The sequence below is a fragment of the Bradyrhizobium sp. 160 genome, assembly GCF_023073735.1.
Taxonomy (GTDB): Bacteria; Pseudomonadota; Alphaproteobacteria; order Rhizobiales; family Xanthobacteraceae; genus Bradyrhizobium.
The window spans coordinates 1-26,941 of the sequence record NZ_JADPKD010000008.1 but is presented as its reverse complement, the minus strand read 5'-3'; the positions used below and the strand labels follow the sequence as shown (position 1 = coordinate 26,941).

At 63.7% G+C, this 26,941-nt stretch carries 24 protein-coding genes and 3 pseudogenes; 16 read left to right on the top strand and 11 right to left on the bottom strand.

All coding sequences use genetic code 11. The annotated features are described in order from the left end of the window. Nucleotides 1-39: 39 nt before the first annotated feature. From kynU to IVA98_RS02785, 5 genes are all read right to left on the bottom strand, one after another. On the bottom strand, nucleotides 40-1,242 hold the full coding sequence (kynU, locus tag IVA98_RS02805; RefSeq protein WP_247334661.1) for a kynureninase: 1,203 nt from the start codon (nucleotides 1,240-1,242) through the stop codon (nucleotides 40-42). A gap of 8 nt (nucleotides 1,243-1,250) precedes the next feature. Beyond that, nucleotides 1,251-2,090, bottom strand: coding sequence for a tryptophan 2,3-dioxygenase (gene kynA, locus IVA98_RS02800; RefSeq protein ID WP_247354263.1), 840 nt, complete (start codon nucleotides 2,088-2,090; stop codon nucleotides 1,251-1,253). 34 nt (nucleotides 2,091-2,124) lie between these two features. After that, nucleotides 2,125-2,934, bottom strand: a complete 810-nt coding sequence (locus IVA98_RS02795; RefSeq protein WP_247303533.1) for a hormone-sensitive lipase — start codon at nucleotides 2,932-2,934, stop codon at nucleotides 2,125-2,127. Between the two features lie 279 nt (nucleotides 2,935-3,213). Further along, nucleotides 3,214-4,491: an ArgE/DapE family deacylase gene (locus tag IVA98_RS02790; protein ID WP_247354262.1), complete on the bottom strand. Its 1,278-nt coding sequence runs from the start codon at nucleotides 4,489-4,491 to the stop codon at nucleotides 3,214-3,216. A 54-nt stretch (nucleotides 4,492-4,545) separates the two neighbouring features. Then, nucleotides 4,546-5,271, bottom strand: a complete 726-nt coding sequence (locus IVA98_RS02785) for a pyridoxamine 5'-phosphate oxidase family protein (protein WP_247303536.1) — start codon at nucleotides 5,269-5,271, stop codon at nucleotides 4,546-4,548. A 72-nt stretch (nucleotides 5,272-5,343) separates the two neighbouring features. On the opposite strand from IVA98_RS02785, the gene pdxR reads away from it, so the two are divergent. Both pdxR and IVA98_RS02775 read left to right on the top strand, forming a co-directional pair. Beyond that, nucleotides 5,344-6,810 (top strand): MocR-like pyridoxine biosynthesis transcription factor PdxR, encoded by a 1,467-nt coding sequence (gene pdxR, locus IVA98_RS02780; protein WP_247303538.1) that lies wholly within the window; start codon nucleotides 5,344-5,346, stop codon nucleotides 6,808-6,810. A 66-nt stretch (nucleotides 6,811-6,876) separates the two neighbouring features. Next, entirely contained in the window at nucleotides 6,877-7,122 is a 246-nt protein-coding gene (locus IVA98_RS02775; protein WP_247281560.1) for a DUF6719 family protein, read from the top strand. An 8-nt stretch (nucleotides 7,123-7,130) separates the two neighbouring features. On the opposite strand, the gene IVA98_RS02770 is transcribed toward IVA98_RS02775, so the two are convergent. From IVA98_RS02770 to IVA98_RS02760, 3 genes are read right to left on the bottom strand one after another with little or no spacing between them, the layout of a single operon-like run. After that, on the bottom strand, nucleotides 7,131-7,493 hold the full coding sequence (locus tag IVA98_RS02770; protein ID WP_247303540.1) for a hypothetical protein: 363 nt from the start codon (nucleotides 7,491-7,493) through the stop codon (nucleotides 7,131-7,133). Between the two features lie 34 nt (nucleotides 7,494-7,527). Further along, nucleotides 7,528-7,836 (bottom strand): hypothetical protein, encoded by a 309-nt coding sequence (locus IVA98_RS02765; RefSeq protein WP_247334659.1) that lies wholly within the window; start codon nucleotides 7,834-7,836, stop codon nucleotides 7,528-7,530. Between the two features lie 59 nt (nucleotides 7,837-7,895). Next, complete coding sequence (locus tag IVA98_RS02760) at nucleotides 7,896-8,444, bottom strand: CreA family protein (protein WP_247303542.1); 549 nt, start codon at nucleotides 8,442-8,444, stop codon at nucleotides 7,896-7,898. A 208-nt stretch (nucleotides 8,445-8,652) separates the two neighbouring features. Here IVA98_RS02760 and IVA98_RS02755 point away from each other — a divergent pair, with 208 nt between their 5' ends. The 6 genes from IVA98_RS02755 (at nucleotide 8,653) to IVA98_RS02730 (ending at nucleotide 13,959) form a co-directional block, all read left to right on the top strand. Beyond that, entirely contained in the window at nucleotides 8,653-10,257 is a 1,605-nt protein-coding gene (locus IVA98_RS02755) for a L,D-transpeptidase (protein WP_247354261.1), read from the top strand. Between the two features lie 164 nt (nucleotides 10,258-10,421). Next, nucleotides 10,422-10,988 carry a glutathione peroxidase gene (locus IVA98_RS02750; RefSeq protein ID WP_247303546.1) on the top strand — a complete coding sequence of 189 codons (567 nt, stop codon included), beginning with the start codon at nucleotides 10,422-10,424 and terminating at the stop codon, nucleotides 10,986-10,988. 162 nt (nucleotides 10,989-11,150) lie between these two features. After that, nucleotides 11,151-12,170 carry a polysaccharide deacetylase family protein gene (locus IVA98_RS02745; RefSeq protein ID WP_247354260.1) on the top strand — a complete coding sequence of 340 codons (1,020 nt, stop codon included), beginning with the start codon at nucleotides 11,151-11,153 and terminating at the stop codon, nucleotides 12,168-12,170. A 7-nt stretch (nucleotides 12,171-12,177) separates the two neighbouring features. Then, complete coding sequence (locus tag IVA98_RS02740) at nucleotides 12,178-12,729, top strand: dihydrofolate reductase family protein (RefSeq protein ID WP_247303550.1); 552 nt, start codon at nucleotides 12,178-12,180, stop codon at nucleotides 12,727-12,729. Between the two features lie 390 nt (nucleotides 12,730-13,119). Next, nucleotides 13,120-13,665, top strand: a complete 546-nt coding sequence (locus IVA98_RS02735; protein ID WP_247303552.1) for a hypothetical protein — start codon at nucleotides 13,120-13,122, stop codon at nucleotides 13,663-13,665. A 39-nt stretch (nucleotides 13,666-13,704) separates the two neighbouring features. Beyond that, the gene (locus IVA98_RS02730; protein WP_247303554.1) at nucleotides 13,705-13,959 is read left to right on the top strand and encodes a hypothetical protein; all 255 of its coding nucleotides are present in this window, start codon (nucleotides 13,705-13,707) and stop codon (nucleotides 13,957-13,959) included. Between the two features lie 167 nt (nucleotides 13,960-14,126). Here the strand turns inward: IVA98_RS02730 and IVA98_RS02725 are convergent, their stop codons facing one another. The 3 genes from IVA98_RS02725 to aspS all read right to left on the bottom strand — a co-directional run bounded on the left by IVA98_RS02725 (nucleotide 14,127) and on the right by aspS (nucleotide 19,096). Continuing rightward, the gene (locus tag IVA98_RS02725) at nucleotides 14,127-14,579 is read right to left on the bottom strand and encodes a DoxX family protein (RefSeq protein WP_247281570.1); all 453 of its coding nucleotides are present in this window, start codon (nucleotides 14,577-14,579) and stop codon (nucleotides 14,127-14,129) included. Between the two features lie 174 nt (nucleotides 14,580-14,753). Continuing rightward, entirely contained in the window at nucleotides 14,754-17,063 is a 2,310-nt protein-coding gene (locus tag IVA98_RS02720) for an NADP-dependent malic enzyme (protein WP_247354259.1), read from the bottom strand. A 260-nt stretch (nucleotides 17,064-17,323) separates the two neighbouring features. Further along, nucleotides 17,324-19,096: an aspartate--tRNA ligase gene (gene aspS / locus IVA98_RS02715; protein WP_247303557.1), complete on the bottom strand. Its 1,773-nt coding sequence runs from the start codon at nucleotides 19,094-19,096 to the stop codon at nucleotides 17,324-17,326. 196 nt (nucleotides 19,097-19,292) lie between these two features. Between aspS and IVA98_RS02710 the strand changes: the two genes are divergently transcribed. The 8 genes and pseudogenes from IVA98_RS02710 to IVA98_RS02675 all read left to right on the top strand — a co-directional run. Next, complete coding sequence (locus IVA98_RS02710; RefSeq protein ID WP_247303567.1) at nucleotides 19,293-20,765, top strand: protein adenylyltransferase SelO; 1,473 nt, start codon at nucleotides 19,293-19,295, stop codon at nucleotides 20,763-20,765. A 199-nt stretch (nucleotides 20,766-20,964) separates the two neighbouring features. Further along, a pseudogene (locus IVA98_RS02705) lies at nucleotides 20,965-21,411 on the top strand (metallophosphoesterase); the annotation flags it as partial. Between the two features lie 49 nt (nucleotides 21,412-21,460). After that, entirely contained in the window at nucleotides 21,461-21,814 is a 354-nt protein-coding gene (locus IVA98_RS02700) for a metallophosphoesterase family protein (protein ID WP_247303570.1), read from the top strand. A gap of 1 nt (nucleotide 21,815) precedes the next feature. Next, a pseudogene (locus IVA98_RS02695) lies at nucleotides 21,816-22,765 on the top strand (carbohydrate ABC transporter permease). Beyond that, nucleotides 22,762-23,631, top strand: coding sequence for a carbohydrate ABC transporter permease (locus IVA98_RS02690; RefSeq protein ID WP_247303559.1), 870 nt, complete (start codon nucleotides 22,762-22,764; stop codon nucleotides 23,629-23,631). Before IVA98_RS02695 ends, IVA98_RS02690 begins: the two are co-directional and overlap by 4 nt. An 11-nt stretch (nucleotides 23,632-23,642) precedes the next feature. Beyond that, nucleotides 23,643-24,977: an ABC transporter substrate-binding protein gene (locus tag IVA98_RS02685; protein ID WP_247334653.1), complete on the top strand. Its 1,335-nt coding sequence runs from the start codon at nucleotides 23,643-23,645 to the stop codon at nucleotides 24,975-24,977. Between the two features lie 415 nt (nucleotides 24,978-25,392). Next, nucleotides 25,393-26,541: a ribonuclease D gene (rnd, locus tag IVA98_RS02680; protein ID WP_247334652.1), complete on the top strand. Its 1,149-nt coding sequence runs from the start codon at nucleotides 25,393-25,395 to the stop codon at nucleotides 26,539-26,541. Nucleotides 26,542-26,710: 169 nt separating this feature from the next. Then, nucleotides 26,711-26,941, top strand: a pseudogene (locus IVA98_RS02675) (IS110 family transposase); the annotation flags it as partial.

Below are 26,941 nucleotides of genomic sequence, written 5' to 3'. Positions count from 1 at the left end.
AAGGGCTCCTCGCGATGACGCCTGTGGAGGCGCCTTTCCTCACGTCACCGCATTGACGACCTGATATTCCGGCCGGCGCCACACTTCGCCTACGATCACCTCCTCGATGATCTCGGCGGCTCGGACGATCTCGTCCTCTCCGACATAAAGCGGCGTGATCCCGAACCTCATGATATCTGGTGCGCGGAAATCACCGATGACGCCTCGGGCAATCAGCGCCTGCATGGCGGCGTAGCCGCCGTCGAAGACAAAGGAGATTTGCGAGCCGCGGCGCTCGTGCGCGCGCGGGGTCACCAATTTCAGAGATGGGCAGCGACGCTCAACTTCGGCGATCAGGAGATCACCGAGCGCCAGCGAACGCGCACGGACCTCACGGATGTCAATCCGATCCCAGATGTCGAGTGAGGCCTCCAACGCCGCCATCGCCAGCACCGGCGGCGTTCCGACACGCATGCGCTCGACGCCGCCGGCCGCCGCATAGGCAAGCTCGAACCCAAACGGTTTGGCATGGCCCATCCATCCCGACAGAGCGGCGCGGACATTGTCGGCGTGGCGCGGCGCAACGTAGAGGAAGGCCGGCGCGCCGGGACCGGCGTTGAGATATTTGTAAGTGCAGCCCGCGGCAAAATCCGCGCCGCAGCCGGAGAGATCGACCGGCAGCGCGCCGGCGGAATGGGCGAGATCCCAGACGGTGACGACGCCGAGCGCACGCGCTTTCGCAGTGAGCTTCGCCATGTCGTGGCGGCGGCCGGTGCGGTAGTCGACCTCGGTGATGTAGAGGACGGCGACCTCCTCCGACAGCGCGGCCTCGATCTCCTCCGGCGCCACCAGACGTAATCGATGGCCGCGCCCAAGCGTTTCGATCAGGCCTTCGGCCATGTAGAGGTCGGTCGGGAAATTGCCGGTGTCCGACAGGATCACCTTGCGCGACGCGTTCATATCGAGCGCAGCCGCGAGTGCCTGGTAGACCTTGAGCGAGAGCGTGTCTCCGACCATCACGGAGCCAGCCTCGGCGCCGATCAGTCGCGCAATGCGATCGCCGACATGACGCGGTTGGGCATACCAGCCTGCGGTGTTCCAGGCACGGATCAGCTCATTGCCCCATTCGGCCGTGATGACGCGATTGACGCGCTCGGCAACGCCGAGCGGCAGCGCGCCGAGCGAATTGCCGTCAAGATAGATCACACCGTCGGGCAGATGGAACAAAGCCTTGGTGTCGTCGTAGACGCGTAGCTTGGTCATGGCCATCTCTACAAAATCGTACGCACGCGCCAGAGCTCGGGGAATAGCTCGATCTCCAGCATCCGTTTGAGATAGCTGACGCCGCCGGTACCACCGGTGCCGCGCTTGAAGCCGATCACGCGCTCGACCGTTGTCACGTGGTTGAAGCGCCAGCGGCGGAAATAGTCCTCGAAATCGACCAGCTTCTCGGCAAGCTCATAAAGCATCCAGTGCGTCTCCGGCGCCTCGTAGACGATACGCCAGGCCTGGAGTACGCCTTCATTGAAGCTGTGGGTTTCGCGGACGTCGCGGGCCAGCACGGCCGCAGGCATCTTGAGCCCACTACGGTCGGCAAGCCGCAGCACCTCGTCATAGAGGCTTGGGGTCGCGAGCTCGGCTTCGAGCAGCTTCGTCGTTTCCGCATCGTGCGCGTGCGGCTTGAGCATGGCGTGGTTGCGGTTGCCGAGCAGGAATTCGATCAGCCTGTATTGACGTGACTGGAAGCCCGAGGACTGCCCGAGCTGCGAGCGGAAGCGCGTATACTCGCTCGGCGTCATCGTCCGCAGCACGTCCCAGGCGCCATTGAGCTGCTCGAAGATGCGCGACACCCGCGCCAGCATCTTCATCGCGGGCTGCACCTCATCCCCGGCGATGGCGCGGCGGGCGGCGCTGAGCTCGTGGATGGCAAGGCGCATCCACAGCTCCGTGGTCTGATGCTGGATGATGAACAGCATCTCGTCATGGGCTTCCGAGAGCGGAAGCTGCGCGCCGAGAATCGCATCCAGCGCCAGGTAGTCGCCGTAGGACATGCGCCGGACGAAATCCGTCTCCGCGCCTTCGCTTGCAGGATCGTAATCGCTGGACGTCATGATAAGTCCTCTCGATCCATCTTCCCTCGCCTCGTCAGTCGAGGCCGATCAGACGCGCGGTGATCGGCGACGACGGATCCTTAAGCCCGTCGATCACGGTAAAATGGTTGAGCCCGGGATCGATGACGAGGTGCGTCGGCACGTCGAAACCGGTCCAGACGTTGGCCATCAGGTCGGATTGGCGGATGAATTCAGGGCGCTCGTTACCGCCGACCCAGGCCGTCACAGGCGACTGCCCCCGCGGCAGATGCAGCGCCGCGCTCTCGAGCGTCGCCTCCTGCATGGTCATGCGCAGCGTCTCGTTCATCCTTGTCTTCAAAAGCGGCCGCAGATCGTGCAGGCCGCTGATCGAGAGCGTGCCGGCAATACGATCGTAGACGGCGGGCTCGAGCCGGCTGTCGTCGCACAGCATGCGCGTGACGAGATGGCCGCCGGCGGAATGGCCGGCGAGCCGGATCGGCCCTGGCACCAGCGAGGCCGCCTTTGCGACCGCGGCGGTGATCTCGGCAGTGATGTCGGAGATGCGTGCGGCCGGTGTCAGCGTGTAGCTCGGCAGCGCCACGGCCCAGCCATGATGCCTTGCGCCTTCGGCAAGATCGGTCCAGGCTGATTTATCAAAGCGCATCCAGTAGCCGCCATGCACGAACACGACGAGGCCCTTGCTGTCGCCGTCGGGCAGGATCAGGTCGAGGCGCTGCCGCTCACCGGCGCCGTAGGCGACGTCGGGACGAAAATCCCTCAATCCCGCACGGTAAGCCGCCGCCCGCTCCGCCCACAGCGCCGGCATTTTGTCCGAGCCGGGGATATGGGTCGAATTGGCATAAGCATCATCCCAATCGCGCATCGTAATTTCCTCGGCGGATTTAAGGCCCCTGCAACGGACCCCAGTCTGCCACCGGCAAGGCCGCCATCCTAGCCTTTATTTTAAGCTTAAAGGATTGATCCGCGCCCGTGTCTCGGACAGCGGACCGCATCGGCAAGGTATGTCCTTTGCCCTGAGGAGCCGCCGTCACATTAAGTGACTGCGAGCGCAGCGAAGCGAATCCAGAATCGCTCCGCGGCGGCAGTCTGGATTGCTCCGTCGCTTCGCTCCTCGCTGACGGCAGAGAGGGCAAGCGGTTGCTTACGCCTTCTCCACTCCGCACCACTCCGCGATGAACAGCGCCATCGCCTTGGTGGACTTCTTCAGCGACTCCAGCTCGACAAACTCGTTGAAGCCGTGCATCTCGCCGCCGCTCGCGCCGAAGCACAGGCTCGGGATGCCATGATTGAGGCCGTAGAAGCGGGTATCGGTAAGTGCAGTGAAGACGAGGTCCTCGACTGCGCCACCGTAGACCTTATTGAAGGCCTTGCCGAACGCGGCCTCGGGTGCGGCAGCGTCAGTCAGTTCATACCCCTCCGACAGGAAGCCCGACCATTCGATCTCCGGCGGGTTGTTGGCGAGGAAGCGGTGGTTGCGCGCAGCGGCCGCGACGCATGCCAAAATCTCCTTCTGGTGCTCGGCGATCGACCAGCCCGGCAACACGGCAATCCGGCAGTCGACGTCGCACCAGGCCGGCACGCTAGAGGCCCAATCGCCGCCCTTGATGATGCCGGGATTGAAATTGATTGGATGGTTGAGCGTCCTGAAGTGACGGTCGGCTTTGGCGCGCTCGTTCCATTCGATCTCGAGTTTTTGTAGGGCCTGGATCAAATGATAGGCCGCCATGATTGCGTTCGCGCCGGAACCGGCGAAGGCAACGTGGGTCGGATGGCCCTTCACGCGCAGGCGAAACCAGATCACGCCAACCTGAGAGCGCACCATCTTGCCGCCGGTCGGCTCCGGGATGAAGCAGGCATTGGCGCGGTAGCCGCGCTGAAGCGTCGAGAGCGCGCCGACGCCCGTGCTCTCCTCCTCGATCACGGACTGGAAGTGGATCCGCGCCGTAGGCTTCAAGCCCGCGGCTTTGATCGCATCCAGCGCGTAGAGCGCACCGATCGTGCCCGACTTCATGTCGCAGGCACCCCGGCCGAACATCTTGCCGTCCTTGATGACGGGCGAGAACGGCGGCGTATCCCACAATTCCAGCGGACCTGCCGGCACCACGTCGCAGTGCCCCTGGAGGATCAGCGATTTTCCAACGTTGGTTTGCGGACGGTAGGTGCCCACCACCGAACGCGCTTTCGAAAAATCATGCTCGATCGGGCCAAAACCGCGCAGATCCTTGAGATCGTCGACATTGATGTGCCAGTCGTCGACCTCATAGCCGCGTTCGCGCAGGAGATCGCCGATCATGTCCTGGCACGGTCCCTCCGCTCCGCGGGTCGAGGGGATCGCGACGAAATCGCGGGTGGTCGCAAGCTGGGCTTCGAAGCCGGCGTCGACGGCGTCAAGAATCCTCTGCTGCGTCTCGGCGTTCATCAGGCAACTCCAATCGGGCGTTCAGATCATCGATGGAGCGCAAGCTAGCCGATTTCAGCCGTTCGGGTACTGTACAAAATAAGCATCCCGCAATGCATCTTCGAGCAGCCGGCCTTCGAAGTAGCCATTCAACGTCGCAGGCCGGCTGACGCCGTCGAGCAAACGCGGACACGGCTCGGGCGCGCCGAGCACCGTGCGCACCGGGATGCGCTCGGCATAGATCGGGAGTTCGTAGTCCTCATCGTCATCGGCCACGCCCTTGGCACGGATCTTGGCCGAGGCCTCCTCGATCGCCATCGCGATGAAGGAGGTCGCCCTGGTCTCCTGCGCGGTGCTCTGACGCAGGCCCGCGGTGCGGCCCGGGAAGAAGCGGTCGACCATCGCGATCACGGCGCGCTCCTTCTCCTCGCGGTCGGTGACGAGATAGGCGGTGCCGAACGCCATCACCGCGCGGTAATCGGCGGAGTGATTGAAGCCGCAGCGCGCCAGCACGAGACTGTCGAGATGGGCTACCGTCAGGCAGACGCGCTCGCCCCTGGTCTGATTGCGCAGCATGCGGCTGGCGCTGCTCCCATGCCAGTACAGCTTCGTTCCTTCGCGCCAGAAGAAGGTCGGCGTGCAATAGGGCTGACCGTCGATCACATAGGACACGTGGCAGAGCATCGAGGAATCCAGGATGCGGTGAACGGTCGCGTGATCGTAGAAGCCGCGGTCATGACGGCGCTTCACCTGGTTGCGCGCTGATGTCGGATAGGAGTTTGAGTTTTCAACCTGGCTCACGGCCACACCTCGGAGATTGGAACAATTCGGAGAGTTGTAGCCGTGGATTTGGTCTGCGATAGTGCCAATTCCATGCGAAAATTTCCGACCAATTCTCCCTCGCCGGCCAAGGCCGAGCTGCCGCTCGACCTTACCGGTCCGCACATCACGGCCAGGGCCTCCGCGGCGCACCGGCTCTACCAGGCGCTGTGCGAGACGATCGTCTCCGGTCTCGTCAGGCCTGGCGAGCCATTGCCGCCCTCACGGACACTGGCGCAGCAGACCGGCTTGCGCCGCAACGCCGTCGTCACTGCCTATGAGCGGCTGATCGCCGACGGTTTTGCCGAGGCAACCGTCGGCTCCGGCACCTTCGTCGCCGCGCGCATCCCTGCACGAGCAGCCGAGGCGAACAAACCCAAGGCGGTTGTCGAAGCGCCGCAGCATGGCGCGTTCGCGCTCGGCTGCACCCATATCGACGAGCGCGCCGTGCAGCGCTTCCGCGCCTTCGTGGGCCGGCGCATGCGCGCATTCGGATCCGAGCATCTGCATTATGGCGATCCCCGCGGCAGTCGCGAGCTGCGTGCGGCAATCGCCGATCACCTGTTGTCGACGCGAGGGCTGCGCTGCGATCCCGATCAGATCATGCTCACGTCCGGCACGCTGCATGCGCTGCGCATCGTGCTGAGCGCGATCCTTAGGACGGGCGACCAGGTCTGGTGCGAGGACCCCGGCTATCCGATCGCGCGCCGGACGATCGGACATTGCGGATATCGCACCGTACCCATTCCGGTCGACGCGCACGGGCTGCACGTCGCCAAAGGTCGTTCGGCGGCGCCGTCTGCGCGCGCGGCCTATGTCACGCCGTCGCACCAGTTTCCGCTGGGCGTCCAGATGTCGATGCCACGGCGGCTCGAACTGCTGCACTGGGCAAAGCAGGCCGGCGCCTTCGTGTTGGAGGACGATTACGACAGCGAGTTCCGCTATGACGGCGCGCCGCTGATGTCGCTCGCCGGGATCGATCACCTCCAGCGCGTGATCTACCTGGGCACCTTCGCCAAGACCTTGTTTCCGGGCCTGCGCATCGGCTATTGCGCGCTGCCCGAGCGCCTGATCGCGGACGTGACGGCTGCACGGGCTGCGCTCGACCGCTTTCCCGGCACGCTGATGGAAGGCGCGGTGGCCGACATGCTCAATTCCGGCGCCTTCGCCGCGAACCTGAAGCGGGTGCGAAAGCTCTATCGCGAGGCGCGTGATGCGTTGGCGGAGACATTGGAAGCGAAATCGGACAGGACGCTATCGGTGCCGGTGCCGTCGCAAGGGTTGCATCTTGTCGCACGGTTCGATCCCTCGGTCGATCCGTCGCGCGCGGCCGAGGCCAAGCGGGCCGCCGGCGCGGAAGGCTGGCTCCTGGCCGACACCTATTCGCTCGCGCGTCCCCTGCCCGGTTTCGTGCTTGGATTTTCAGGGCATACGGTTCCGCAACTGGTGGCCTCTGCCGAACGGCTGGCGCGCGAGTCGCGCGCTATCTTGTGCGCGAGGAGCTCAGCCCGGCAGGCGTAACGAAGCTTCGCCTATCAGAATCGCCTCCAGCTCCCTAGATTGCGGCATCGACGCCGGACTTCAATCATGCTGCTACACCGCGCGACCTGCCTTTCGCTCCTGATGTCCCTCGCGCTCGCCTCCACGGCGCGCGCAACAATGGTCGGCCGCGAACAGGACATCGTGGACCTCAAGCTCGGCCAGCGCGTGCAAGTGGATGACGGAACTTGCCCCGCCGGACAGGTCAAGGAAGTGCGCGGCGCGAGGATGACCGACAAAGGCGTTTCACGGACCAGCACCTGCGTGCCACGATACGGTCCGAAAACCAAATAATCTGAACGTCACTTCGCCGGATCGAACATGCACTGCAAGGTCGGCTTGGCGATTTTGGTGAAGGTCGGGCCGATTTCGCCCTGCTTGGACGTCGGCACCCAGTCGGTCTCGATCGTCGGCACGCCGGTCTCGCTGATGCCGCGCAGCAGCGCCTCACGCAAGTCGCGGTCCTCGACGACGGCAGCGGCATGGTCGTGCAGGCAACCGCAGACCTCCTCCGGGTGCTCCCAGCGCCCGAGCATGCGCGGCGCACACTGACGCACGAATTCGGCACGGGCATCCGGCAGCCTGGAGGGAGCGCGCACCTGCGCCGCAGCGGCGCTGAGCGTCAGAACGGACATGAACGCTGCGGCGCAGAAACGAGCAATCATGATGGCCTTTGCCGGCAATTTTTCTTGTTGGCGATCAGAAGCGCGTGGCGACTACGATCGGCTGCGGTGCCGTGATCGTCAGCGACGAACCGGTGTACTGGAAGGTGCCGACACCGGGAACACTGCCATCCGGCGAGCCCGCGAACGAGGAACCGGCAAGCACGAAGCCGAAGGCAAGGATGAAGCTGAGCGCGCGCATGGTCTTGTCTCCGAATCGGTGGCCGCCGGTGCCGTCGTTGTGAAGCTGATAACCATGGGTGGTTTCGTGCGTGATGCGCCAAAAGCGGAAAATGGTTTCATCTTTCGTGAGAATTGTTTCGTCGTGTCCGGCACGACGAAACATTCGCCGGAAAATCCCAATCTTTTCAGGTGGGTCGCGCCATGGCCCAGACCTCGCAGTCGTCAGTGAGTGAAGAACTCACCGCACTTCTGGACGCTTGCGTCCGCTGGTCCCCACGGCATGATCGGCACGGTCGAGGTCGAGTTCTTCGGTGAACCCTCGATTAGTTTGTCCGAATAGACCATGTAGACCAGCACGTTGCGCTTGGCGTCACAGCCGCGCACGATCTGCATCTTCTTGAAGAATAGCGAGCGGCGCTGGCGGAACATGTCGTCGCCCTGCTCCATCTTGTTCTTGAACTTGATCGGGCCGACCTGGCGACAGGCCAGCGAGATGTCCGAGACCTCCTCGGCAAGGCCGAGCCAGCCCTTGAAGCCGCCCTTCTCCGGCACGGTGAAGTGACAGGCGACGCCCTCGACCTCGGGGTCGTCGAGGCCGTACGTCGCGAGCTTGTCGTTCGGGCTCATCCATTTGAATACGGTCGAGCGGCGGAAGATCAGATCCGGCTCGTCGGCAGCAAGGGCGGGCGCCGCGCAAACCGTCAGAGCCAGGAGGAATAAAGCGAGGCCCTTCAAACGGATGCCGAAAAGACCGTCGAAACGAGATGACATGAAGTTCTCCGGTAACAAGTCCCCGCAATGTAGGCATCAGGCGGCCGGTCAGGAAGACGAGCGGCCAGTTGGCACGGCCGCCGTTTACCGCTCTGTGAGGCTTTTTTGCTACGCGTTGAACAAAAGTAGCTGACGGCAGAACCACCTTAAGGGTGAACGCGTATCCCTTTTGCGAGACTAACGATTGATTTGGGTTGTGGATTCGAGGATGAACAGCGTGAACGGGTCCGGTTTTGCTGCCAAGCCAACGCGGATTTGGCGGATCGCCATTTTGACGGCGGCGGGTGCGATCGGGACGGCAAGCCAGGCTGACGCAGCGTTTTATTATTGGACGGATTATTCTGATGGGTCCTATTACGCCCGACAGGATCGGCTTCCCGAAATACCGCGCCAGAAGCCGCCGAAGCGCGGCACGGCGGGCAAGAAGGAGATCGTCGCTGAGAAGGAAGCCGGCACCAAGCCGCAAGGACCGCTCGTCATCGTCGTCTCGATCGACCGGCAGAAGGTGACGGTCTACGACAGCAAGGGCGTGTTCGCGGAATCTCCGGTATCGACGGGCATGAAGGGCCATTCGACGCCGATGGGTGTGTTCAGCGTCATCCAGAAGCACAAATTCCACCATTCCAACATCTACAGCGGCGCCCCGATGCCGTACATGCAGCGGATCACCTGGTCTGGCGTCGCCATGCATGCCGGCGTGCTGCCGGGCTATCCGGCCTCGCATGGCTGCATCCGCATGCCAATGGCGTTCGCGGTGAAGATGTGGAACTGGACCAGGATGGGCGCGCGTGTGATCGTCGCGCCCGGCCAGATGTCGCCGCAAAGCTTTTCGCATCCGCTGCTCGCCTCGGTGCGCGTAGCGCCGCAACCCGCCGCCAGCCTCGCGCCGCAGATCAACGCCAGCGACAAAGCCGATAAGGGCGCGGCGCAAACCAAAGTCAGCGAAGCCAGGCCGGCCGAGACGAAGACCGCGAGTGCAGACAGCGTGCTCGAGCTGCGCGCGTCCGTCGGCCACACCGTGATGTCGGATGTGACTACCGGCAATGCGCCCGCCCGCGAGGAAGCGGCTGCGCCGGCCGACAAGATCACGACCAAGACCGCCGAGGCATCTGACGCGGCCAAGCCGCAGTCCGAAGAAACCGCCAAGCCCGCGAACATGGACGCAAAGCCCATTGAGGCCGCAGAAGCGCCCAAGGCTTCGACAGTGAGCGACGACAAGCTCGGCGCTGCCAAGACCGAAGCTGCCGATTCCCGGAAGAAGCCTGATGCTCCGGCACTCGCCACCTCGGCGGACGCGGACAAGGACGAGACCCGCGTTGCCGATCCGGCACCTGCGGCGAAGCCGGATGCGCCGCGGCGGGCCGGCCAGATCGCCGTTTTTATCAGCCGCAAGGATTCCAAGCTCTACGTGCGACAGAACTTCGCGCCGTTGTTCGAGGTGCCCGTCGTGATCGCCCCGAGCGACCGGCCGCTCGGCACGCACGTCTTCACAGCCGAAGTCGATAAGACCGATTCCAACGCGCTGCATTGGTCGGTGGTGTCGCTGCCGATCTCCGTCCGCGCCGCTGCGCGCGATGACGACGGACGCGTGTCACGCCGCCAGCGTGGCGCTGCCCTGATCCCCGTTGCCGCAAGGCCGGTGGTCACGCCGGACAGCCCGACTGAGGCCCTCGACCGCATCTCAATTCCGGCCGACACCATGGCGAAGATCAACGAGATGCTGACATCAGGTGGCTCGATCATCGTCTCCGACCAGGGCATCAACCAGGGCGAGACCGGCGAAGGCACCGACTTCATCGTCCGCCTTTACTAGCGCCTTCACTAGCGAGAGCGTTTTGAGCGAAGTGGAGACCGCTTCGCGCAAAGCAAACGCGTCAAACGTCTAGTGCTTCGCCGCGACCGATAACACGGGTGTTGACGAGTGAGATTGCAGCGGCGGAGTAACATGCACCCCTGATCATTTCGGGGGACGGCGTCATGATGAACCGCAGGACCATGCTCGGCGCGCTTGCAGGCGCACTCGTGCCAATGACGCGCGCGTTTGCCGACGGCGGCATGAGCCGGATCTCGGCCTATGCCTTCTCCTTCCCCGCATTGTCCGGCGAGAACATCCGCCTTGCCGCGTACACCGGCAAGCCGCTGCTGGTGGTGAACACCGCTTCGCTCTGCGGCTATACCCCGCAATATGCAGGCCTTCAGGAGCTCTGGGACGAGTTTCGCGAGCGCGGGCTCACCGTGATCGGCGTGCCCTCCAACGATTTCGGTGGCCAGGAGCCCGGCGGCGCCAGCGAAATCTCCGAGACGGCCCACCACCAATACGGCGTTTCCTTCCCGATCACAGCCAAGTCCGTCGTGATCGGATCGAAAGCGCACCCCTTCTACAAATGGGCCGCCGACGCGCGGCCGCGAGAAGTTCCGAAGTGGAACTTCCACAAATATCTGACCGGCCGTGACGGCTATATCGCCGAGGTCTTTGCGTCCGCCGTCGCGCCGACCGATACGCGGGTCAAAATGGCCATTGCCAAGGCGCTGGCCGACACTTGATGCCAGTTGCGCCCCATCCCGTTGGGCACAATTGTGGCGGGGCATCAAACAGCCGTTGCAATGGCGAGGGCCCACCCTCTAGGCTAGGATCGTTTGGGGCGGGACGGTTTTGCCGCGGAAAAGGCGCGGCGGAACAACGGGATCAATCTCGAGGACAACACCATGCGTGTGGCGGCAGGACTGATTTTGGCAAGCGCGATGTCTCTAGGCATGACCGGCGCGGCGTGGTCGCAGACCGCCGCAAAACCGGCGGCCACCACCCAAGCAGCACCGGCGATACCGGCCGCTTCCGCGCCGGCGGCTGCGCCGGCACCCGCTCCCGCAGTAGCTGCCGCGCCAGCGGGCTTCGTTAACCCGCCGCCACCGAAACAGGCGCCGCAGCCGCCGCGTGCAGCCTGCAGCACGCCGGGCGCGCTCGGTGTCGCCCGCACCGTCGAGATCGACACCACCGGCGGCCCCGGCTTCGGCTTCGAGCATTTCAAGGAGCTCGACTTCCTGCGCGACCACGAGGTGGTGCTGACCTTCGACGACGGCCCCTGGCCCAAGAACACGCCCGCCGTGCTGAAGGCACTCGCCGACGAGTGCACCACCGGCATCTTCTTCTCCATCGGCAAGCACGCGACCTACGAGCCGGAGATCCTGAAGCAGGTCTATGCGGCCGGCCATACCGTGGGCAGCCACACCTGGTCGCATGCCAACCTCAACAACAAGAAGCTCAACGAAGCGCAGCGCAAGGAAGAGATCGAGAAGGGCCTCTCCGGGGTGAAATGGGCGCTCGGCGGCATCTCGCCTTCGCCTTTCTTCCGCTTCCCTGCGCTCCAGCATCCGCCGGAGATGGTCACCTATCTCGGCAACCGCAACATCGGAATTTTCTCCTGCGACATCGATTCGTTCGACTTCAAAGCCTCCAAGCCTGAGAAGGTGGTCGAGACCGTGATGAAAAAGCTCGACACCAAGGGCAAGGGCATCATCCTGATGCACGACTTCCAGAAGCACACCGCCGAAGCTTTGCCCGAGCTGCTCAAGCGCCTGAAAGCCGGCGGCTACAAGGTTGTGGCGATGCGCGCAAAATTCCCGGCCTCGACGCTGCCCGAATATGACCAGGAGCTGCTCAAGGACGTCAAGCTGCCGACGGTGAGCCAGCGCCCGGTCAATTCCGTGGTGACGACCGTTTCCGAATAGACGGCAATTGTCTTTCCGGTTTGAAGGCTACGTCATCGTCTCCGCGGACGGCATGCTCGCCGACGCCGCGCATGTGATGCCGGACAGCCTGAAGTTCGAGGGCGACAAGCTGTTCTTCGAGCAGGCGCTCGATCGCGCGGCGCTGATCGTGCACGGCCGCAACTCGCACGAGCACCAGCCGAACTCGCCCAAGCGCAAGCGACTGATCCTGACCCGCAAGATCAGGGCACTAACCGCCGATCCTGAAATGCCGAACGCGACATTGTGGAATCCTGGTCACGCCAGCTTCGCGGAAGCTTGCGCCTTCGCCGACGTCGCTTCCGGCACGGTCGCGATCATCGGCGGCCCGATGGTGTTCGACATGTTCATGGACCGCTACGACACGTTCTGGCTGTCGGAAGCGCCGCATGTCCGACTGCCCGGCGGCGAAGGCTGTTTTAGCAGCGTGCCCCAGCGGACGCCGCACGAGGTGCTCGCCTCGCACGGAATGAAGCCCAGCGCGCCGTATCTGCTCGATGCGGCACATGATGTCACCGTCACGCCGTGGCGGCGGGGATAGCTCAAGATCAAGGTGCGCATCGCCGCTGTGAGCCAGGCCTGCCCTCAGGGAACAACAATCGCCGCGGCCCGTGCCCGTCATCGCGCCCGCTCCTGCGTCTCTGGCGATGGCTCAATGTGCCAAGAGTTTCAACAATCCGGAAATCGGCTTGCGCGGCAGATTCGCGTGCGCGAGTGTTGGAGTCTGAGAGAGCAGCGCCGAATGGCGACGGTGCGGCGGAGTTACGACGTTCCTCATCCCGAGCCTGTTTAATGCGGCGTGAACCGGCGAGGCCAAAGCTCCTTCCCACACGAGCGAAAAATTAGAACTTCTCTGTTATGCAGATCGCATATGGCGACTTCATTCCGCTCTCTGGCGATACCCCGGCCCTTCATTAAGGACAAAGAGATCATGAGTTCGATTTTTTCTCCCCTCTCCTGCCGGAAGTTTCTCGGCGCCATCGCGCTCCTGGTGTCGCTGACCTTTCTGTCAGTGATGTCGCCGTCATCGGCCTACGCGATCGATCTGCCGACCGACGACGAGCAGGACGTGCTGGTCCGCACGACGCTGATGACCTTCAACGATGCCAACATCACTGGCAACTACTCGGTCCTGCTTGCCAAGGGCTCGAGGCAGTTCCAGGAACAAATGACGGCCGAGAAACTGGGGGCCGCGTTCGAATCCTTCCGCAGCAAGAAGCTGTTCTTCGAGGGGATCGTCACCGACGACTACGAATCACAGCAGAAGGCCAAGCTCGATTCGGAAGGTGCGCTCGTCCTCGCCGGCGAGTTCAAGAACGACGAGGTCCGGGTCAAGTACAAGCTGCGTTTTGCCCAGAACGACAATGCCTGGAAGGTCATCGGCATCGACGTCGATGCCAAGAAACACCGACAAGAAACACTGACAAGAAACACTGACAAGAAACCCCTGACAAGAAGCCGAGACGGGAAATCCTGAGCGGCGATCCGGCGCGGCTGCCAAGAGGAGGCTGCTTCGATGTCGACGAGCGATACTCCATCGACGTCCAAATCCTTTTGGCGCCGTGGCCTCGCCGGCTTTCTCGACTTCCTGACGGTGTTCTTCGTCGGCGGCTACTCCATCGGGGCCGCCACTGGCGAAACGACGACGGACGGTTTCAGCCTGCACGGCGCATCCGCTCTTGTGCTGTTTGCCCTGATCACCCTGTACTTCTATCTTGGCTGGAAGGTGCTGGGTGGCACGCTCTGGCAGCGCATCCTTGGGGCGCGTTAGGACATAGTCTGGAAAAGTGCGAAGCGGTTTTCCGAAAAGATCATGCTTAAACGACAAGCTAAAGCGCGGTGATGATTCATCCCAATCTCATCACGCTTTTAGGGTGCGGGTTGGCGTCAGCATAATCCACCCTACAGCACCGCGCGGAGCGGCGGTCATACCCTGCCCTACACGTCCCCGTAGGCCGCTTCGGCCGGACGTGTGGTTCGGCCGTAGCCGATGATCATGCACAGTGCGCCGATGATCGACAGGTTCTTCAGCGCGTCGATCACCACCTTGGCGTTGTCGGGCGGCGCCTGGTTCCAGAAGTCATCGAACAGCACGGTCGCAACCGCGATGTAGATGATCAGCAGCATCGCGAAGAATCGCGCGCCAAAATTCAGCGCAATCATCAGCCCGGCGATGACCTCAAGTCCTCCGACCGCGATCGCCAAAAGTTGCGGCGTGGTCATGGCGGTCGCGGTCTCGACCTGCTTGGCGTAAGGCGCAATCATATCGGGCACCATGATCTTGGTGGCGATGAAGTCCGCCGTCGCCTGGATGGCGAACAGCTTGGACGCGCCCGTGTAGATGAACAGTACGGCGAACAGGATCCGCCCGAAAGTCACGAACGCTGGCATGATCGGCCTCTTGGCAAGAGCGCTAAGCACGGGATGCGCGAGGGATTATGAAGAGTCCGCTTGAGGTTTTCAAACAGGGAAATGGAGAACCGCGACGAATTCAAATAAGCCGCGCGACCGGTGCCCCTCCTCCCCTGTCGGAGAAGGATGTGCATCTTTCGCGCAGATCGACCCTTACGTAAACAACGTTGGCTGCTGCCTCGCCGCGCGCTCCTGCGCTTCCACCACCGCGACCGCGGTCATGTTGAGGATGCCACGTGCGGTCACCGACGGCGTGAGGATATGCGCCGGCCGTGCCGGGCCGATCAGGATCGGGCCGACCGGGAGCGCGTCCGCCAGCGACTTGATCATCTGGTAGGCGACGTTGGCGGTATCCAGGCTTGGCATGATCAGGATGTTAGCCTCGCCCTCGAGCTTGGAGTGCGGAAGTACCATTTTCCGCGCAGCCGCTGAAAGCGCGGTGTCGCCCTGCATCTCGCCATCGGCCTCGATCTCGGGATGCTTCTCCTTGAGAAGCTGGGTCGCCCGGCGCATCTTGCGCGAGGAATCGGTATCGTAACTGCCGAAATCCGAATGCGAGACGAAGGCGATCTTCGGCTTGATGTTGAAACGCTGTACGTGGACCGCCGCGAGCGAAGCGATCTCGGCAAGCTCTTCCGCGCTCGGATTTGGGCGCACCTGCGTATCCGCGATGAAAAATGCGCCCTTGCTGGTGATCAGCAGTGCCAGCGCGGCGTAGTCGCTGACGCCGGCTGAGAAGCCGATGATCTCGCGGACATGGCGCAGATGACTCATATAGCGACCTTCGACGCCGCAGAGCATGGCGTCGGCCTCCCCGCGCACCACCGCAAGTGCCGCGATCACCGTGTTGTTGGTGCGCACCACCGTGCGCGCCGCGTCGGGTGTCACACCGCGGCGGCCTGCGACCTCGACATAAGACTGCACATAGGAACGGTAGCGCGGATCGTCCTCGGGATTGATGAGGTCGAAATCCTTGCCGGCCTTGATCAACAGGCCGAACCGCTTGATGCGCGCCTCCACCACCGAGGGGCGGCCGACCAGGATCGGCCGCGCCAGCTTCTCCTCCAGCACCACCTGGGTGGCGCGCAGCACACGCTCGTCCTCGCCTTCGGCGTAGATCACGCGCACCGGCTGAGTCTTGGCCTTGGCGAACATCGGCTTCATGACGAGGCCGGAGCGGAAGGCAAAGCGCTCGAGCAGCGCGGTGTATTCATCGAAATTGGTGATGGGCCGCGTTGCGACGCCCGATTGCATCGCCGCCTTCGCCACCGCCGGCGCGATGCGCAAGATCAACCGCGGATCGAACGGGCTCGGGATCAGCGAGCCCGGGCCAAAACCCTGCGTCTCGCCGGTGTCAAAACCCTGCGCGACTGCATCCGACGGCGCCTCGCGCGCGAGCTGCGCAATCGCCTCGACGGCCGCGTGCTTCATCTCCTCGTTGATGGCGCTGGCACCGACGTCGAGCGCGCCACGGAAGATGAAGGGAAAGCACAGGACGTTGTTGACCTGGTTCGGATAATCGGAGCGGCCGGTGCAAATCATGGCGTCAGGGCGCACCTTGCGCGCCTCCTCCGGCATGATCTCCGGCACGGGATTGGCGAGCGCCATGATCAACGGCTTGTTGGCCATCGCCTCGGCCATCTCCGGCTTGAGCACGCCGGGCGCGGACAGGCCGATGAAGATGTCCGCGCCGCCGATGACGTCGGCAAGCGTTCGCTTGTCGGTCTTCTGCGCATAGACGGCCTTCCAGCGGTCCATCGAGTTGTTGCGGCCCTCGTGCACCAGGCCGTCGATGTCGCAGACCCAGATGTTCTTGCGCTGCGCGCCCATCGACACCAGGAGATTCAGCGTCGCGATTGCCGCGGCCCCTGCTCCCGAGGCCACGATCTTGACGTCGGACAGTTTCTTGCCGTTCAACCTGAGGCCGTTGGTGATGGCGGCAGCGACGATGATGGCGGTGCCGTGCTGGTCGTCGTGGAAGACCGGGATCTTCATGCGCTCCTTCAAGCGCGTTTCGATCTCGAAGCATTCCGGTCCGCGGATGTCTTCCAGATTGATGCCGCCGAAGGTTGGCTCGAGCGCCGCCACGGTCTCGACCACGCGGTCGATGGTATCGGCGGCGATCTCGATGTCGAACACGTCGATGCCGGCGAATTTCTTGAACAGGACCGCCTTGCCCTCCATCACCGGCTTGGAGGCCAGGGGGCCGATATTGCCGAGGCCGAGCACGGCGGTGCCGTTCGAGACCACGGCGACCAAATTGGCGCGGGTGGTGAGCGAGGCGGCCTCGGCGGGATTCTTGGCGATTTCGGTGCAGGCGGCGGCGACGCCCGGAGAATAGGCCAGCGCGAGATCGCGCTGGTTGGCAAGCGGCTTGCTCGCCTGGATCTCGAGCTTTCCGGGCCGCGGCAGACGGTGATAGGCGAGCGCCGCCTGGTGGAGATCATCAGAATAGGACGACATGCGGTGTCTCGCCTCGCGTTACCGGCCTCAAACCAAATTGTCCCGACCGGCCGCCTCGGGCGGTATTCCGGGTCGTGGAAACCGGATGAAGCACGGCCGGCGCCTCAGTGGCAACATCCGATTGCAACCTTACTCTTTCGCCCGACGAATCGCCGGCTACGCCGCCATCGGCGTTCTCTATGCAAGGCTCCAAGACAAGGCTCCAACACGCGGATGCCCGGGACAAGCCCGGGCACCCGAAGTTGTAGACGTCGATCGACTCACTTCTGCGGCAGGTTTACCCGGATGTGCAGCTCGCGCAGCTGCTTGGTGGTGGCCTCCGACGGCGCGCCCATCAGGAGGTCCATGGCCTGCTGGTTCATCGGGAACAGCGAGATCTCGCGCAAATTCGTGGTGCCACAGAGCAGCATCACGATGCGGTCGACGCCCGCGGCCATGCCGCCATGCGGGGGCGCGCCGTACTGGAAGGCCCGGTACATGCCGCCGAAGCGGTCGACGACTTCCTGCTCGCCGTAGCCGGCGATCTCGAACGCCTTCACCATTGCTTCCGGCACGTGGTTGCGGATGCCGCCCGAGGCGATCTCGTAGCCGTTGCAGGTGATGTCGTACTGGAACGCCTTGATGGTCAGCGGGTCCTGGTCCTTCAGCGCGTCGAGGCCGCCCTGCGGCATCGAGAACGGGTTGTGCGAGAAGTCGACCTTCTTGTCGTCCTCGTTGTACTCGTACATCGGGAAGTCGACGATCCAGGCGAGCTCGAACCGCTCCTTGTCCGTGAGGTTCAACTCCTCGCCAACCTTGTTGCGGGCAAGACCCGAAAACTTCCAGAACTTGTCGGGATCACCGGCGACGAAGAAGGCGGCATCGCCTTCCTTCACGCCGAGCTGCGCGCGGATCGCGGCGGTGCGTTCGGGACCGATGTTGTTCGCGAGAGGACCGGCGCCCTCGCCGCCCTCACGCCACATGATGTAGCCGAGGCCGGGCTGGCCTTCGCCTTGCGCCCAGGAATTCATGCGATCGCAAAACGCGCGGCTGCCGCCGCCCGGCGCCGGGATCGCCCAGACCTGGCTCTTGCGGTCCTCGAGCATGCGCGCAAAGACCTTGAAGCCGGAGCCGCGGAAATGTTCGGAGACGTCCTGCATCTCGATGGGGTTGCGCAGGTCCGGCTTGTCGCTGCCGTATTTGCGCAAGGCTTCGGCGAACGGAATCCTGCGCCAGCCCTTGGTCACCGGCTTGCCCTTGGCAAATTCCTCGAACACGCCGGTGATGACCGGCTCCATCGCAGCGAACACGTCGTCCTGCGTGACGAAGCTCATCTCGACGTCGAGCTGGTAGAACTCGCCGGGCAGACGGTCGGCACGCGGGTCCTCATCGCGGAAGCAGGGCGCAATCTGGAAGTAACGGTCGAAGCCGCTCATCATCAGCAGCTGCTTGTACTGCTGCGGCGCCTGCGGCAGCGCGTAGAATTTTCCCGGATGAATGCGCGAGGGCACCAGGAAGTCGCGCGCGCCTTCCGGCGAGGATGCGGTCAGGATCGGGGTGTTGAATTCGAAGAAGCCCTGCTCCTTCATGCGACGTCGCATGGAGTCAATGATCGACACGCGCGTCATGATGTTCTGGTGCAGCTTCTCGCGGCGCAGATCGAGGAAGCGGTACTTCAGGCGGATGTCTTCAGGATATTCCTGGTCGCCGAACACCGGCAGCGGCAAGTCGCCGGCCGGACCCAGCACCTCGATCTCGCTGACGTAAACTTCGATCTTGCCGGTCGGCAGATCGTCATTGTCGGTACCTTCGGGGCGCCGGCGGGCCTTGCCGTCCATCCGCACCACAAATTCCGAACGCAGCTTCTCGGCCAGCGAGAATGCCGGCGAGTCCGGGTCGACCACACACTGGGTCAGACCGTAATGGTCGCGCAGATCGATGAACAGCACGCCGCCATGGTCGCGAACGCGATGGACCCAGCCCGAGAGGCGAACCGTTTCGCCGATGTTGCTCTCGCGGAGCGCGCCGCATGTATGTGACCGGTAGCGATGCATGGTCGTCCCAAATTCAATGTCGGAGGAAGCGAATCGAACGGCCTGTAACTGCCGGTCCGAAGTTGCGGCAGGGTTTACCCGACGAGGCCCAAAGCGGCAACCAAGGGAACGGCCTGATTCGGACCAGATGCGCCCATTTTTGGCTTATCTGGGGTCCAACCTTTGCCATCAGGCGTTCCAGCCCTATCTTGAGGTCATGACGGTTCATTTCCCCTTCCAGAACTCCTATTCGGCGCTGCCGGACAGCTTCTTCGCCCGCGTCGCGCCGACCCCAGTGGCGGCGCCCCGGCTGATCAAGCTGAACCGGCCGCTGGCGGTCCAGCTCGGGCTCGACCCGGATATGCTGGAGACCCCGGAAGGCGCCGAAATCCTGGCCGGCAAGACGGTTCCCGTGGGCGCCGATCCCATCGCTATGGCCTATGCCGGCCACCAGTTCGGGCATTTCGTACCCCAACTCGGCGACGGCCGCGCCATCCTGCTCGGCGAGGTCATCGACAAAGACGGCATCCGCCGGGACATCCAGCTCAAGGGAAGCGGCCCAACCCCGTTCTCCCGCCGCGGCGACGGCCGTGCCGCGCTCGGGCCGGTCTTGCGCGAATACATCGTGAGCGAGGCGATGTTCACGCTCGGCATTCCGACCACGCGCTCGCTCGCCGCGGTCGTCACCGGCGAGCATGTGATCCGCGAGACCGCCCTGCCCGGCGCGGTGCTGACGCGCGTCGCCTCCAGCCACATCCGCGTCGGCACCTTCCAGTTCTTTGCCGTCCGCCGCGACACCGAGGCCATCCGCCGGCTCGCCGACCACGTCATCACCCGTCATTACCCGGATTTGCTTCGAGCGGAGCGGCCCTATCACGCGCTGCTCGCAGCCGTCGTTGCGCGGCAGGCTGAGCTCATCGCGCGCTGGCTCCTGGTCGGCTTCATCCATGGCGTGATGAACACCGACAACACGTCCATTTCCGGCGAGACCATCGACTACGGCCCCTGCGCCTTCATGGATGCCTACAATCCCGCGCAGGTGTTTTCCTCGATCGACGAGATGGGCCGCTACGCCTACGCCAACCAGCCGCGCATTGGCTTGTGGAATCTGACCCGGCTCGCCGAATGCCTGCTGCCGCTGTTCTCAGACGAGCAGGAAAAGGCGGTCGCCGAAGCTCAGGACATTCTCGGCGCCTTCGCCGAGACGTTCAGTGCGGCCTATCAGGCCGGCCTGCGCAGGAAGATCGGCCTGTTCACGGAGCGCGACGGCGACGAGGCGCTGATCCAGGACCTGCTCGATGCCATGGCGAAGAACCAGGCGGACTTCACCCTCACCTTCCGCAAGCTCGGCGATGCCGCAGGCGACGCAGGCGCAGACGTGCGCGCGCAGTTCATGGAGCCCGCGGCGTTTGACGAATGGGCCGGACGCTGGCGCGAGCGCATCGCGCTCGAGCCGCAGAGCGCGGCCGAGCGGCAAGCCACCATGCACGCCGTGAACCCGATGTTCATCCCGCGCAACCACCGCGTCGAAGCCGTGATCCAGGCCGCCGTCAACAATGACGATTACGCCCCGTTCGAGGAATTGGTGAAGGTGCTGGCCAGGCCCTACGAGGACCAGCCGGAGTATGCAGATTATGCCGATCCGCCGCTGCCGGACCAGCGGGTGCTGCAGACGTTCTGCGGGACGTGAAGCGGTTCGGCCGCGCACCACCATCTCTGATTGACGCATTGCATGGGTTGCGCCTTGCGCTGGTCGGCGCCTGACTCGCGGGCGTTGTGGACACGTCCCATTCGTGGAACCGCTGTCATCAAACTGAAACACACGCGCTCTAACGGGCTGCAGGGTTGTCTTGTCGGAGGCGCCCGTCCTCCAATCACAAAAGCGCGCCATGCCCTTCAAATTCATCCACCTCACCGACACGCACCTGGCGAACCCCGGCTTGAAGCTTTACGGCCTCGATCCGCGCGCGCGGCTGGATGCGGCGATTGCGGACATCAACGCCCATCAGTCCGACGCGGCGTTTGCGGTCGTGACCGGCGATCTCACCCATTGGGGCGAGCTTGAATCCTACGCCAATTTCGCCGAGGCGATGGCGGCGCTGAAGATTCCCTACATCGCGATGGTCGGCAATCATGACAAGCGCGTCATCTGCCTCGACGCGCTGAAGGCCGCGCCGCGCGATCCCAACGGCTTCGTGCAGGGCACACGCACCACCGAGCACGGCCTGTTCGTCTTCCTCGACACGCTGGACGAGACCAGCCATGCCGGCGAGATGTGCGCAAAGCGCCTCGGCTGGCTGGCGAACACGCTCGCGGCCGCGCCCGACGACCAGGAATTCGTCGTGTTCATGCACCATCCACCCTTTCCCGGTCGGCGTGCTCGCAATGGACGAGATCGCGCTGAAGCAGAGCGCCGAATTCGCCGAGGTGATAGCGCCTTACCGTTCGCGCATCCGCCACCTCTTCTTCGGACATGTGCACCGGCCGATCTTCGGCAGCTACGGCAAGACTCCCTTCTCCACGCTGCGCGGCACCAACCACCAGGTCTGGTTCGAGCTGAATGCCAACGCGCCGCATCTGGCGAGCCACGAGCCGCCGGCCTACGGCGTGGTGCTGATCGACGATGAGAACCTGGTCGTGCACAGCCACGACTTCCTCGACCAAAGCCCACGCTTCCCCTTCGCCGCGCCAGCGGGAATCGGCGACCGCGACTATGCGCTCAATTTCCCGGCGCGGTGACATGAGCCTCGCTGGACCCGCGGCTCTCCCGGTCGCGACCTCGGCAGCACCGCGCCTGCACGTCCTGACGCGTTTCACCGCCGGCTTCACGGCGTCGCTGCCGGCCTATCTGCTGCTGCTGCCCTCGCTGGTCTTCCTCGCGCTGTTCACGTATGGCGCGATGGGCCGCGTGTTTATCGATGCGCTCTATCAGCGCACGACGCCGAAAGCGCCCGTCCGCTTCGTCGGCATCGACAATATCAGCGCAGTGCTTGCCGACCCCGCCTTCACCGGCGCGGTCGTCAACAATCTCATTTATGCCCTCGGCACAGCGATCCCGAGCATCGGCCTCGCGCTGTTGTTCGCGCTCGCGCTGGCGCGCACCAGCGCGGTGACCAGCGCGCTGCGCGCCGCGCTGTTCCTGCCGGTGCTGATCCCGATGGTCGCGGCCTCCGCGCTGTTCCTGTTCATCTTCCTGCCCAATGTCGGCCTGCTCGATTACTACATCGGTCGGCTGCTTCCGGTGCTGCCGAACTGGCTCGGCGATCCCGACATCGCGCTATCCGCGATCATGGTGATCACGATCTGGAAGAACGCCGGCTATTACATGCTGTTCTTCCTCGCGGCTTGCAGGCGGTGCCGGAGGACGTCATGGAGGCCGCCCATCTCGACGGCGCCGGTCCGATCCAGCGCCTGCGCTACATCATCCTGCCCGAGCTCAAGCCCACCTTCCTGTTCGTCACCGTGATCGCGACGCTGAATGCGGTGACGCAAGTCGACCACGTCTTCGTCCTGACCCAGGGTGGCCCGTCCAACTCGACCAATCTCGTGCTGTTCTACATCTATCAGCAGGCCGTCGAGCATTATGACGTCGGCAAGGCATCGGCGGCGACGCTGCTGACGCTGGCGGCGTTGATGGGCCTCACCGCGCTTTCGTTCCGGACGCTGGCGAACCGCGAGAGCGGCCCATGAATTTGATCGACCGTCTGTTCAGGGATGCTCCGCTCGCCACCCGCCGCGAGATTACGCCAAAGCTCGGTTTCGTACTGACCGTGCTGCTCGCACTGGTCTGGCTGATCCCGTTCGTCTGGATGGGCGTGGCGACCTTGCGCCCGGCTTCCGATTGCATCAACCTGATGGCCGAACTGATGCCGAGCCTGAAGCCGACGCTCGACAACATCAGGGATGCCTGGGAGATCGGCGACTTCCCGCGCTACACCCTCAACACCACCATTATCTGCACCGGGATCCTGCTGGTGCAGTTCGTCACGATCACGCTGGCGGGCTTTGCTTTTGCGCGCCTCGCCTTCGCCGGCAAGACGCTGATCTTCTACCTGTTCCTGATGCAGCTGATGCTGGTGCCGGTGCTGCTGATCGTGCCCAATTTAAGCCTGATCGCGCAGCTCGGCCTCTACGACACGCTCACTGGCGTGATGATGCCTTTCTTTGCCTCCGCCTTCGGCACCTTCCTGATGCGGCAAGCGTTCGAGGCCATTCCAACCGAGCTGGAGGATGCCGCCCTGATCGACGGCGCCGGCCTATTCCAGCGCATCCGCCACATCTACGTGCCGCTGTCGCTGCCGAGCTTCTCGGCCTTCGCCATCATCTCTGTGACCAGCCACTGGAACGACTTCCTGTGGCCGCTGATGGTGATCAACTCGCCGGACAAGCGGCCGCTCACGGTCGGGCTCTCCGTCTTCACCAAGACGGCCGAGGGCACGCAGGCCTGGGGCACCATCGCCGCGGGAACGCTGATGGTGATCGCACCACTGCTCGTGACCTTCCTGATCTTCCAGAAGCGCTTCATCAGCTCTTTCGTCACCTCAGGCATCAAATAGGAGATTTTCCGATGCTGTTCTCCCGCAGGCTCATGCTCGGCCTTGCCATCGCAGGCACGATGGCCGGCGCCCTCGCTTTTCCAGCCATCGCCGGCGAAGGCCCGACCGAGATCGATTTGTTCTTCCCCGTCCCGGTCGACGGCAAGCTCGCCCGCGACATGGGGACCTTGATCAAGGAGTTCAACGAGACCCACCCCGAGGTCAAGGCGACCGCGGTCTACACCGGTTCGTACGATGACACGCTGATCAAGACGCGCGCCGCGATCAAGGCCGGCAAGCCGCCGTCAGCCGTGATCATGTCGGCCAACTTCCTGCTCGACATGCAGATCGAGAACGAGCTTACCAATCTCGATCCTCTGATCGCCGCTGACGGCACCACCAAGGAAAAGTTCTTGGGCCAGTTCTTCCCGGCGCTGCAAGGCAATGCGGTGATCAACCGCTCGGTCTACGGCGTGCCTTTCCACAACTCGACGCCGCTGCTCTACATCAATGCCGATCAGGCCAAGGAGGCCGGCCTCGATCCGAACAAGCCGCCGCAGACCTGGGCCGAGCTTACCGAATGGGCCAAGAAGCTCACCAAGCGCGAGGGTGACAAGGTCATGCGCTGGGGCATCGCGATCCCATGCGCCTATGATTATTGCGGCTGGATGATGGAAACGCTCACGATGTCCAACGGCGGGCGCTACTACAACGAGGAGTTCGGCGGCGAGGTCTATTACGACACGCCTTCGATGCTCCGTGCGCTCACCTGGTGGAACGACCTTATTTATAAGCACAAGGTGCATGCGCCCGGCGCGACGCCCGGTCCGGCCGTCAGCACCTCCTTCATCTCCGGCAATGCCGCGATGATGATGCTCTCGACGGGGTCGCTGACCTATGTCCGCGACAACGCCAAGTTCAGCTACAAGGTCGCCTTCATTCCTCGCAACGTCCGCAATGCCGTGCCGATCGGCGGCGCATCGCTGATCATTCCGGCAGGACTCGAAGCCGACAAGCAGAAGGCCGCCTGGACGCTGATCAAGTGGATGACTTCGCCCGAGAAGAGCGGTTGGTGGAGCCGCGCCACCGGCTATTTCGCGCCCAATATGGCCGCCTACAAGACGCCCGAAATGGTGGACTTCCTGAACAAGAACCCGGACGCCAGGACCGCCGTCGAACAGCTCGACGTCGCAAAGCCGTGGTTTGCGACCTACAAGACCGTGCCGGTGCGCAAGAACCTCGAGGACGAGGTGATGCTAGTCCTCAACGGCAAGAAGCAGCCGAAGGACGCCCTCGCCGCCGCTCAGAGAGCCGCCGACGAGACGCTCAAGCCGTACAACGCTGAGACGTCGCTGAAACTGCCGTAAGGCCGGCAACTCATCGCACGAACAAACTTCGGCGCGCCGTCACGCGGGGCGCCGAATGCGTTTCGACGGGCCCCGCCCGTTAACCCCTCGTCCACCATCCGGCCCGCCCCGCGGCCGGTAACCACGAGAATTAACAGACCCTCAATTCGCCCCGGACAAGTTTAGCAATGCTTCTGAGGGGTTTTCACCGTGGACCTGTTGGTTTTCGAGTTCCTGGGACTGGCTCTGGTCGCCATGTGCGTGCTTGTGGTGGCACTGCCGTGTGCCCGGAAATCCTCGCAGCGGGTCCGCTACGAATAGGATTTTTGTCGGAAAAGGCGATTCCGGCCCAAATGCAAGGCTCGAATTCGCATCGAGCCCCTTGACATCACTGCACTTTCGGCAGAACGGCTGATGGTCTCGTCATGGGCCGTTCATGGATTTGATTACCACCACCGCTGACCTTGCGGCTGCCTGCAGCCGGCTGGCCAAGCACCCCGTCATCACTGTCGATACCGAGTTCCTGCGCGAAACCACCTATTACCCGCTGTTGTGCGTGGTGCAGATGGCGAGCGCCGAGGAAGCTGTCGTCATCGACGCTCTGGCCGAGGGCATCGACCTCAAGCCGTTCTTCGAGCTGATGGGCAACGAGGCCGTGCTGAAGGTCTTCCACGCCGCTCGCCAGGACATCGAAATCATCTGGCACCAGGCCGGCATCATTCCCCACCCGGTGTTCGACACCCAGGTCGCGGCCATGGTGCTCGGCTATGGCGACAGCATTGCGTACGACCAACTGGTCGAGAAGGTCACCGGGCACCGCCCGGACAAGACCCACCGCTTCACCGACTGGTCACGCCGGCCGCTCTCCAAGGAGCAGATGCACTACGCGGTCTCCGACGTCACCCACTTGCGCGACGTGTTCGCGGCGCTCGATGCCGACCTGAAGAAGCGCCGCCGCAGCGAATGGGTCTCCATCGAGATGGAGGTTTTGACCTCGCCCAGAACCTACGACTTCCACCCCGAGCGCGCCTGGGAGCGGCTGAAGACCCGGGTGCGCAAGCCGAAGGATCTCGCCGTGCTGATGGAGGTGGCGGCCTGGCGCGAGCAGGAGGCGCAGAGCCGCGACGTGCCGCGCGGCCGCGTGCTGCGCGATGAAGCGGTCAGCGACATCGCAACGCATGCGCCGACTACGCTTGAGAAGCTCGCCCATCTGCGCTCGGTGCCGAAGGGATTTGAGAAATCCAAATGGGGCGCGGACATCGTCGCCGCCGTCGAGCGCGGACTGGCGCGGGATTTCTCGACGCTGCCGAAGCTGGAGAAGCCGCGCAACAATTCCAATGGCGCGGCCATCGTCGAATTGTTGAAGGTGCTGCTGCGCATGACCGCGGAGCGCCATGCCGTCGCCAGCAAGGTGATTGCCACGGTCGACGATCTCGAAGAGATCGCAGCCAGTGACGAGGCCGACGTGCCGGCTTTGCGTGGCTGGCGCCGCGAGCTGTTCGGCGATGCCGCGCTGAAACTGAAGCGGGGCGAGCTGGCGCTCGCAATCGAAAAAGGCCGCGTGGTCGGGGTGCAGCGGGCGTAGGCCCGCGAAAGCCTGTGGCTGGCGCACTGCCAGCCGCATCGTCTGTGCGAGCCAACGGGTCCGCGCAAAGCGCGACCCGTTCACAGGCTCCGCGAAGATTCCATGGGGGTGGATAGCGACCAAGTCTGAGGCCAGACTGAGGTTGCATCCATTCAACCTGGAGACGACGATGTTGCTCGATCATCCTATCGACGGACCGGCCGCTATCCGCACGCAGTTTGGCGCAATTTTCGTGTCGTTGGAACTGAGTCGTTCGACATGGCTGGTGACCTCGCTCTCGCCGGGCAAGGGCGAGAAGATGTCGAGAGCCACGTGGTGGATCCGGCCTCCATCGCGACGCCGCGCCGGCGCCGGCGAGCCAAGACGGACAGGCTGGACGGCGAGACGTTGTTGCGGACGC